General features: G+C 59.6%; 8 protein-coding genes. 1 reads left to right on the top strand and 7 read right to left on the bottom strand.

What is annotated here, in order from left to right; translation table 11 throughout:
• Positions 1 to 1,452, bottom strand: a 1,452-nt coding sequence (locus EOA29_RS14875) for a DEAD/DEAH box helicase (RefSeq protein WP_127221088.1), incomplete at its 3' end; no start/stop codon positions are given.
• Entirely contained in the window at positions 1,449 to 2,537 is a 1,089-nt protein-coding gene (locus tag EOA29_RS14870) for a DUF1837 domain-containing protein (RefSeq protein WP_210213150.1), read from the bottom strand. The genes EOA29_RS14875 and EOA29_RS14870, both read right to left, overlap by 4 nt.
• A gap of 1,112 nt (positions 2,538 to 3,649) precedes the next feature.
• Here EOA29_RS14870 and EOA29_RS14855 point away from each other — a divergent pair.
• Positions 3,650 to 4,000, top strand: coding sequence for a hypothetical protein (locus EOA29_RS14855; RefSeq protein ID WP_245468472.1), 351 nt, complete (start codon positions 3,650 to 3,652; stop codon positions 3,998 to 4,000).
• Between the two features lie 47 nt (positions 4,001 to 4,047).
• Here EOA29_RS14855 and EOA29_RS14850 read toward each other — a convergent pair whose 3' ends face one another.
• The 5 genes from EOA29_RS14850 to EOA29_RS14830 form a co-directional block, all read right to left on the bottom strand.
• The gene (locus EOA29_RS14850) at positions 4,048 to 6,198 is read right to left on the bottom strand and encodes a type IV secretory system conjugative DNA transfer family protein (RefSeq protein WP_127221085.1); all 2,151 of its coding nucleotides are present in this window, start codon (positions 6,196 to 6,198) and stop codon (positions 4,048 to 4,050) included.
• A gap of 13 nt (positions 6,199 to 6,211) precedes the next feature.
• A complete protein-coding gene (gene virB11, locus EOA29_RS14845) occupies positions 6,212 to 7,237 on the bottom strand; it encodes a P-type DNA transfer ATPase VirB11 (RefSeq protein ID WP_127221084.1) in 1,026 nt (341 codons plus the stop codon).
• The gene (gene virB10, locus EOA29_RS14840) at positions 7,234 to 8,808 is read right to left on the bottom strand and encodes a type IV secretion system protein VirB10 (RefSeq protein WP_127221083.1); all 1,575 of its coding nucleotides are present in this window, start codon (positions 8,806 to 8,808) and stop codon (positions 7,234 to 7,236) included. The genes virB11 and virB10 overlap by 4 nt, the downstream gene beginning before the upstream one ends.
• A complete protein-coding gene (locus EOA29_RS14835) occupies positions 8,697 to 9,482 on the bottom strand; it encodes a TrbG/VirB9 family P-type conjugative transfer protein (RefSeq protein WP_189478900.1) in 786 nt (261 codons plus the stop codon). The genes virB10 and EOA29_RS14835 overlap by 112 nt, the downstream gene beginning before the upstream one ends.
• An 8-nt stretch (positions 9,483 to 9,490) precedes the next feature.
• Positions 9,491 to 9,633: type IV secretion system protein (locus tag EOA29_RS14830; RefSeq protein WP_145969677.1), on the bottom strand; the 143-nt coding region annotated here is incomplete at its 5' end.

The raw sequence follows: 9,633 nt of genomic DNA, 5'->3' as shown, positions 1-9,633 counted from the left end.
TTCCGGAGTGTCGATGAAGACGTTTCGGGCGGGCAGGTTGACGCCTTGGAACAGTGTCGTGGTGCAAGCTAAGAACTTTATGGTCCCCTGCCTGAAAGCTGCCTCCAGAGACTCACGAAGGAGAGTGGGCATCTTGCCATAGTGAAAGGCGACACCCTTGCGCACCAGGTCGGCCAGACCATAACGCTCGTGGATGTGCTTCTCGATAAATACGGCCAAGTCCTCGAGCGACTTGTCATCAACGACTTTGCACTCGCGCGCGATGAGCGTGGCGACCGTCTCCGAGTCCTTCGGCCCGGTCGAATAGACAAGGGAACCGTCCTGCTGGCCCAGTTCGAGCACCACTGCGGCGAGACGGCTGGCAGGCAGGTCGAAACCCCGATTGCCCGTGAGACGGCCGAGACTTTGCGTGCCCGTCTCCGTCAGGAGGCTCAGCTCAAGCGTGTTCGGGACAGCGCTTTTGGTCACCACGATTCTGTTCTGGATGACCGAAGGCATCGATGAAGCGGCGATCTGCATCTTCTGCCGCCCTATTGCCGTCCCGACTTCCTTGAAGCCGTCAGCTCCGGGGGCGAGCATCACCAGCCGCGTATCTGCCTTGCGCTCGAGCGCCTGCTCCAGGCACTCCTGAAGGATCATGCCGCGGGAACCGTCCGACATATTCTGCGCCTCGTCGGCCACAATTAGGTCGAAGACGATGTCCGAGATCGCAAGAAGTACCTGGAACCGCTCCTGCGTCAGGATGAATACCTGCTTGGGAAAGTCCTCGGAATCGCGGCTGGGAACTGTCGATATCCGAATGCCCGGTTTGCCGTCGAGTCTGCGCTTTACGCTTTCGAAGACCTCCGACAGGAGCGCGCGCGTGGGGGCTACGTAGACCGCACAAAATTGGGATGCGGCCTCGACCGAGCGGCACATGTGTTCGATGACCAGGAACGACTTCCCCGCCGACGTCGGTGCCGTGATCGCGATCGCGTTTGCATCGGGAAGGCTGTCCCACGCCTCCTTCTGGAAATCGGTAAGCGCGATTGCTTCTGCACCGACCTGCACGGTATTCAAGGCCTTCGAGATCGACGTCCGCAGAAATTCCGTGAGGAAATTTCCACCCGGCTCGGCCGCTCCGTGGCCAGCCGCATAGGCGACGGCCGGAAAGTTGCCGAGATCACTGAGTAGCCGAAGACTTCGGCTTCGGGCGTCTTCCCCATGGTCCAAGAGCAACATGTTCAAAGCGATGGACTGCGCGAGATGGCGGTATTTCGGGCTCTCCGTCTGGGAGAAGACGCCTGCGCAATAGAGCATCTTGAAGATCCCATCCTCGTCCAACGTCGATACGAGGTCCGTCATTGGCTGCACCAAAGTCTTTACCGCGGCGGCGCGCTGCAGCGAACTGTAGATTTCGTGGAACGCCTGATGGCTTGTAAGGCGATCGGAAAGATCAAGTGCGAAACTCAAGTCGAAGTCTCCTCCAGTCCCACTGTTACGACCGCTTCAAGCTGGTCGACCTCCGCGGCCTCGTCCTCGTCGGGACCGTCGATGTCTTCTATTCCAGCGGGCAAGGGCACACCCATTTCTTGGTAGAAGCTCTTCCGCAGCGCGTTTACGTCTGGCACAGCGACATAGAACACCATGCATTTCCGCGGGGTGGCTCCGTTATTCTTGAGATGCTTCAATGCAGCAGCACGGTGATGACCGTGTTTGGCGGTGTATGTAGTAGTAAAATGCTTTTCGTGGACGTCGATCGGGCCGTCCGTCACGGTCAACTTGTCTCCATACTTCTTCTCGGAATAGCAGATGACGCCGATGTAGCGTTCGCGGCGATGAAGCTTCGGCTTCCCCAAAATGTCGAAGTGATCGAGCGCCAGTTGGCGTTCCGGCTCTTCCAGGGCATCGAGATTTCCGAGTTCCGAGACGATTTGGTATTCCCGCAGATATTGCGAGCGGTTTGAGAGGAAATTGGACGCCGACTCCGCGTAATCCTTGGCTCCGCCATTCGCACTCTTCGCGAGCTTCGCCTCGAGGAAGTATATGGTGAGCGCTCCGTTCTCGTACTTTGCATGCACGCCGTCTAGGCCGTGGACGGGCATGTTAGATGAGGTCTTCAATCCCATCTTGGCCACGACCTGGGAGGCGTCAAGGTAATGTTGGACGACACAATAGGCGAGAACCTCTGCGACTTCGCTGGCCCTGCTCGGATTCTTCTCGTTGAAGGCGATGAAGGCATCGCGCGCGGCCTTACCTACTCTCAACATCGCCGACGGATCGTTTTCGGCCTCCTTTTTGAGCGCCAGTTGTCTGCGTCGCGGAAGGGCGTAGTAGAAGCACTGCTCCCAAAGATACCGGGCTAGGTCTTCGATCTTCGGGAGGTCTTCGTTGAACCTGACATGAAGCAGAAACGTCCGCGGGCCTTCGCCTGCGGCATCCCTCGCATCCGCCCCGGCGCAGACGAGATGCTCATCGACCTTCGAGGGGTTCAATAGCGCCTGAAGCGCTGCTATCAGGGGGCTGACGTCGGGGACGCTCAAGAGCAAGGTTTCCACGGTGATTCGTTGATCAAATATAAGACGTCGGGCATAGGTTGAGAGCCGGTCTGCGGCTTTTCCGCAATATCCACTTATTTCTCGGCGTCTGTACTTTCGCTGCCGATAAAATTCACATGTCGAATTGTGGAGCGAACGGTCGGCTGGTCGGATGCCGGCTTCGCATAATCTGGCCAGCGCTGATCCGTGCGGGCAAGCTCGTACACGGATCAAACGCTACTTCAGTAGCGTTTCCCAGCCGAGAGGCCGAACGACGCCTTAACGCGTATCACAACGTTGGTCCCGTCCACGTTCTTGGTTGAAGCATATCTGATTGCCTCATAGCCGGCAGCGCGAGCGCAGTCAGCGACGAACCGCGAGAAGACGTACTGCCTCTTGTGGCAACCCTCCCTGTTTCGGGGGGCAGCCAGCAGCGCCGATGCCGCCAAAGGTGCCGTCAACTCGAAGCCTGGGGCGTCCTCGTCGACACTGGCTAAGGAGTCTGGCGTGAAAGATGAGAGTATCCTGGAAGACGGCTCACTCGATCGTGCCGGCGCACCTCCGAGGCGCGGTCGAGAGCGCTGGTACTTTGGTCGCTGGCGCATCGATGTTTCGCGCGCGTCTTTCATCCAGCATCAAGTCTTCAGGCCAGGACCCGGACAGCCTCGCCACATATGCACCGCCGCCCGCTCCATTGGTCGGCGAAGGGCGTTTCAATCATGCCGGTACGCCTATGCTCTCTATCAGGCTAGCACTCCGGAGGTCGCCGGGGCCGAAATCGGACTGCCTGGAGAGCCGTGCCACATAGCGGAGCTCATGACATCCCGCGCACTTGTCCTTCTCAACCTCGTCCGCTGTTCTTTCTGACCAAGGGAGGAACCCCAATGACACAAGGAAGCGCGATTTTCGCGACCGCGACCGAGTTTCAGCCGAGGTAGATTATGAGGTTCGCTATTTCGCCAAGCATCACGCCCAAACGAGTTCGGACCTTGATTGCCGCCCACGGGGAACGACCGCCAAACGCTCGAGCGAGAGGCAAGTTGCAGGGATGATACCGCCTGTACGGATTTGTGTGGATAAGCCGTGCATCGCTTGTTGGTCCTGCGCGGCATGCCGCGCACTCTCCCGAAATGATGGCCGAGTATGTTGAACTAGTTTTGTTCGAGCAGTCTCTCGCCGGGATGAATTGCCCGTTTTTCGATCGAGTGGGTGACGTCGCGGAAAAGACGGATGGCTCTCTTTTGTTCGATATTCGCATAGAGGGCGACATTCGCATTCAGAGGATGGCAGCTATCGGCTACCGCGCAAACGGCACCGTAGCGATCATGATGGACAAGAACGGACAACTTAGCTCCGCGCCAGTAAATGGCGACGACGAAGTTCTCGTTGCCGAACTTACAGCGTGGTATTCGCTGCCGATGACCGAAAAGGTCTGCGTTAGCTACCAGGGCGCGGCCGCACGCTTGCTCGCGAAGCTTCTTTAAATCCTCGCCCGGGCGGAGCAACTCGGCCGCCGCATCGGAATGCTAGCCTACCCATCGACTACCTCAGGCAAAGTATGTTCGACGACTCTCAAATTCCTATCGAAAGCTTCGATATCGGATGCGCTGGCGCGCAGAGAACGCACCTTGTTCAGGATGGCCGCAACCGCCGCTTCTTTGTCGGGCGCTATGCGTGTTGTCACCGCTTTGGCGGCCAAAGCGGCAAAATCTATGGCGGCATAGACTGGTGCGGCTGCAGCGTCTGCTGCTTTCAGCCGTTCTTTAACGATTGCGCGCCGGCCTGGCGGCGGAGCTATACGACCTGCTTTTGCGGCAAATGTCGCGCCGCGCCGGAGGCGGGCCTGCAAGAGGCCTGAGCGGTAAGCGGGTGCTGTCGGCACAATCGTCGTGAGCTCAGGAGATGGAACCGCCGCAGAGCAGTCCAACGCACGGCTTTTCGAGCGCGAAACCTCGACAGAGGCGGGCAGGGGCATGAACGCGCGTTTGGCGAGCTGGCCGTCGGCGAAATAGAAATTGCGGGTGCCGAGGATTGGCAGTTCGCCGCGCGGTAATATGATGACCTTGTTCTTGTCGAGCGTACGGATTTCATCCGGCCGCATCAGGAGCCGCCGCACTTCCTTGCGGTGCTCCGAGCGCGTGTAATAAGTGTCGAACAACGTTGCCTTGGTGCGCGTCACGTCCTTTTGCACGTCCGACGTTTCGCCGAGCTGCTCGGAAACGTAGCGCAGATCGTCCGCGTCCTGCGCACCGAAAAAGATCTGGACGCGAGCGGCGTTGATGAGCGTCTTGCGTCCTTCCTGGCGATAGATTTCGTCTACGGCCTTCAGGGACTGCACGAAAAACCACATCGAAACACCGTTGCCGCCAAGCACGCTCGCCATTTCGGTCACGTTCTCGAGCTTGCCGAGGTTCTGGAACTCGTCGAGCAGCACAAGCACCGGATGCTCTTCCGGACGCGGCATGGCTTCCGACATGAAGTTCATCATCTGCGTAATCAGGACGTTGAACAAAGGTCCAAGCGAGGTGATCTGCTCGCGCCGCACGTCGAGATAAAGAGAGATCCGGTCGCGCTTGAGATTGCGAATATCGAACGTGCTGCGCGAGGTAGCTCGCATCAGGCGCTCGTTGAGAAAGGGCGCCATGCCGGTGCGTACGCCGGCGTAGATTCCGGAAAACTGCCGCTCGGACATCTCGAAATACGGCAACAGGGTTTGCAGTGTGAAATGCGAGCATTCGCGGCGGCGTTCTTCGCGCAGAGAGCCGATGAATTCGAGGAGCGGCTGCTCGGCGCCGTTCATGATCTCGAGGATTGTGGAGAAGGTCTTCTTCTCGTTTGGGATCGCAGGCGATTCCGTGACGAAGGACGCGATGCCGGTAAAAAGGAGGCGGGCGTCGTTAACCCAGTAGGGATCCGCGTTCGAAGGGGGGCGCGGAAACAATGCCGCAGCGATGTTGCGAAGGTCTATGTCGCGCTGTGCTGAGTCCAGCGAGATGAAGTCCATCGGATTGTAGCATGCGGTATTTCCGTCCGGATCAGCCGGCGCGAAACGCACCACGCGGCTCATGGTCGAACGGTAACCGGCGGTCGCCGCATAGGTCTCGCCCCGCAGGTCGAGAACCACGAGCGAATGCGGCCAGGTCAAGGCGTTCGGGATGATGAGAGACGTGCCTTTACCAGAACGCGGTGGCCCTATGACGAAACCGCCGACATCATCGCCATCAATCCACAATTTCTTGCCACCAATCAGCTTGCGCTGCGTCAAGTGGATTTTGCCGGAGCGCTGATCGCGGCTGGGCGACAGAATTTCGGCGAACTTGCCGCCAGCTCGACCGACGAAAACGCCGCCCACTTTCGTCAGGCCGGTTTTCGATATGTCGCTCATAGTCATGAAGCGAGAGTCATTGCGCTTTCTCGGACGCATGAGAAACAAGCTGACCAGTGGCAAGAGAAACCCAAAAAATCCCGCCGCAATGGCGTATTGCACCCGGTCAAAATTTCTCGCAGTCACGTCAGCCCAGGCCAGACGAACAACCAGCAAGGGATTGGCGTTCAGCTGGTCGAACAGGACGTGGGAGCCAGCCCGGTACCAATCAGTCGCGGCATAGGCGACCGTGAAAAGCAGGGCGCCCATGGCCATCGCCATGAGCACCATGAAAATTGCTGTTGCGATTTTCTGCATGGGTGGGGCCTCGCTAGATCGTCTCCGCCTTGGTGAACTTGATCTCGCTTATGCCGCGCCGGCCGCCTTCGGTGCGGACCATCTGGACGACCACTGGAATGACCTCGCGCAGGTAATCGAGGATTTCACTCCGTGAGAGGCCCGTACTGCCCTGCATGACCATCAGCGCCAGCCGCTCGTAGGCGGACCGGGCGGAATTGGCATGAACGGTGGTGAGCGAACCAGGATGGCCGGTGTTGATCGCCTGGAGGAATGCGAAGGTTTCAGCGCCGCGCAACTCGCCCAACAGCAGGCGGTCGGGTCGCATGCGAAGCGAGGCCTCGAGCAGCTGTTGCGCGGAGACTTTGGCAAGGCCCTGGTCACCCTTGGAGGCAATCAGTGTGACGTTGTTAGGAGCCGGCAACCTCAGTTCGCGGGTGTCTTCGATCGTGATGATCCGTTCATGCGCCGGGATTTCCTTCAAGAGCGCATTTAGAAACGTCGTCTTGCCGGTCGACGTGCCGCCTGAAACGACGATCGAGACGCGGTTGCGCACTGCGTACTGCAGGAACTCCATTGGCGACGTGTCGTGCAACATCTCGACAAGTTGCTTTTCTTCGGTTGAAAGCGCTAGGCCGCTGCCCATCGTCGTGTTTTCGAATGCGCCGAGATCCTTGTAGGCAGCAAGGCTCATATCCATGATGACCTGCTTGCGGATCGAGATCGCCCCGCCTTCAGGAGCCGCGGGCGGCAGGATGCATTGGATGCGCTCACCTGAGGGTAGGGCGGCCGACAGGACCGGCTTTTCTTCGTTGATGACCTGATTTGTCGCCGAGGCGACGCCCGTCGAGATATTCCTAATCCAGCCGGGCGTGACCTCGCGCTTGACGACGTGCTCCATTTCCTTCGCGCCGAGGCGTTCGATGAACAATTCACCTGGCCTGTTGATCGCAATCTCGGAAACGGCGTCTTCGTTCAAATAGGACCATATTGGCTCCAGATGCGCGCGCAGGACCGGGGCTCTTGTCCAAGGGTCGGGGAGGGGATGCACGGCGTTCATTTCACCGGGCTCCCATAGCCGGGATAAAAATGATCCTTTGGCGTCGCGTAAAGAGGCGTGGGATCGATCGCGGTCTTCGGCCGCCCACCTGCCTTCATTCGTGCCACTTCCTCCTGAACGGGATCGGCGTACAAATCCGAGAAATCGAGATCTCGCCGCACCAGCACAACAACCGATGTGCCCTGGTCGACATAAACTGTCGGGCCAATGTTCTGCGTGTCGCGAAACGCCTCCTGCGCGAGTTGCTGCAGGGCGGTCGATGACTTGTCAAACGCGATGCCGCGGGCGTCGCGCTGCGAGCCATTGCCACCATAAGTTACGGTCGTGGTCTCACCGGTCGCGGGATCGATCGTCGACACCTGGCGCTGTTGTCCATTCTGGCTGCTGTCGCCAAGCGAGGACAGATATTCAGAGACGCCGCCAATGACCGAAAGCATGATGGCGTTGCCGTATCGTTCAACCCAATGCGTATCGACACGGCCGCCCATGCCACCGCGGCCGAGCGCATCTGCACCGGGCGACTTGATATCGACGGAAATGCCATCCGAGCGGATGACTCTGTTCCAGACGATGAAAACACGCTTTTGACCGCGCGCGAGCCCAGAGCGGTATTCCCCGGTCAGGCGCGAGCCCTTCGGAATGAGGATCCGCCTTCCGTCGAGCGAAAAGACATCCTCACGCACGACAGCGCGCACCGCACCGGGAAGGTCGGTGTTAACAGCGGTTTCCAAATAGCCGCGAAGGATCGTTCCTTCAGGGATCAAGGCGTCGGTACGCCGGAAGACCCTGGCCTTGACGACGCCGGAAGAACTTGCCTCAGATTGCGCCAGGAATGCCTTGTTGGGATCACTGTCGGCGCCGGGAACCGGGACGATCTGACCGTCGGGCGCGATTTCGACCTGTGCCGCCTGGGCGCCGGCATCCGTGGAGCCGCTTTCACCATTTGTCACCATCTGGTTCGACCGCAGGCGTTCCCACACGGCCTTTTCGTGCTCGGCGGCCTCAGCCTTGCGGTGAGCCTCGTCCTCAGATGCGGCCTTGCGGCGGGCTTCGTCCTCTTCGGCCTTGCGGCGAGCTTCCTCGGCCGCCATTTGTGCCTCCAGCGCGCGCCGCTGCGCATCGAGATCCGCGCCCTCCTGCACTGTCTGATCGACATTGTCGGCTTGCTGCGTGCCACTCTGGTCGGCCGCCGGCGGCGGCACGACGATCTGGTCGATCGTGCCGTCGGCAGGTTGAGGCGGCTCGTTCAACGCCGGCGGACGAAACTCCGGCGGGTTGAAGTTTTCCTCGCCATCGCTGCGAACATCGCGCGATATCGGGTCCCGGGGCCAGTTCAGCCATATCAGCGCGCCTACGAGCACCGCGCCGAGGCCGACCAGCGCGATCCTGGTACCCACGCCCGCACCGCGGCGCGCGACCGTTGGGCTGCCGTCCAGCTGGTTATAGTCGATTTGGGTCATCACCGCCCCCCGCTGGATCCGAACAGGGTGGAACCACCTGTCAGTTTCGTTGGACCGTAGACCTGCTCGACGGGATCGATAGCGTTGGGTCGAGCCCGGTTGTACAGGCACAGTGTCTTGCCATCGGCTCGCAAGGTGAATTGGCGCGCGACTTTGTCGATGACGGTGTATTTGCCCTGGGTGCGAACGTTGACCAGCGACTCATGGCGCTTGTCGTCAACCACGAAAATCGCCGGAATGTCACCCTTGAACTCCAGAAACACCTTGGTGCCGTCGTCGAATACGGTGCGCGGCTTCAAGCTGTCATCGCCTTTGTACGCATAGTCGTAATTGAGATCGGCATAGTTCAGGTCCTTCAAATCCGGATCGGCCGCGCTCTCCTTGGCCTGTGAGAGCAGGCGCGCGTTGATATCCTGGTCTGGGTATTTGAACCGGACCTGGAACGATGCCCGGTCGCGGCTATTGTCAGTTGCCTGCAGCAGCAGGGAATAGACGCGCCGGTTGGTGACCACGTTGACGTTGGTCCAAGCATCGCGCTCCAGCGGCTTGACAAACAAAAATCGCGATCCGCGTTTGGGGATGATCGACCAGCCTTTCGTGTCTCCGGCGGAGACGGTTTCGATGACTTCGGTCGGGCTGAGCTCGACCATCGTCGAAATACCAAGAGCTGCGCGCACCGACGTCACGTCGTCGTTGTTGAAGGTGACATATCGGATGCGGCCGTCGCGGGCAGCCGCGCCGTGGATCGCACCGAGCAGAAGGGCGGCCGACAAAGCGAGGCTCACGCGCCATCTCATTGCAGGCTTCCCGCAGCCGGCGCCGATTCCTGGTCGCGGCGGTAATCCGTGACCTGAAATCCCAACGGGTTGTCGAAACGCCATTCGTTCTTGAGCGGCGTCGAGGTGTAGCGGAATTTTATAACCGCCACCCAATTGT

Origin of the sequence: Mesorhizobium sp. M1E.F.Ca.ET.063.01.1.1, from assembly GCF_003998155.1 — a bacterium.
Classification (GTDB): Bacteria; Pseudomonadota; Alphaproteobacteria; order Rhizobiales; family Rhizobiaceae; genus Mesorhizobium.
The sequence above is the reverse complement of the archived record's forward strand: the minus strand, read 5'-3'. Positions and strand labels throughout refer to the sequence as shown.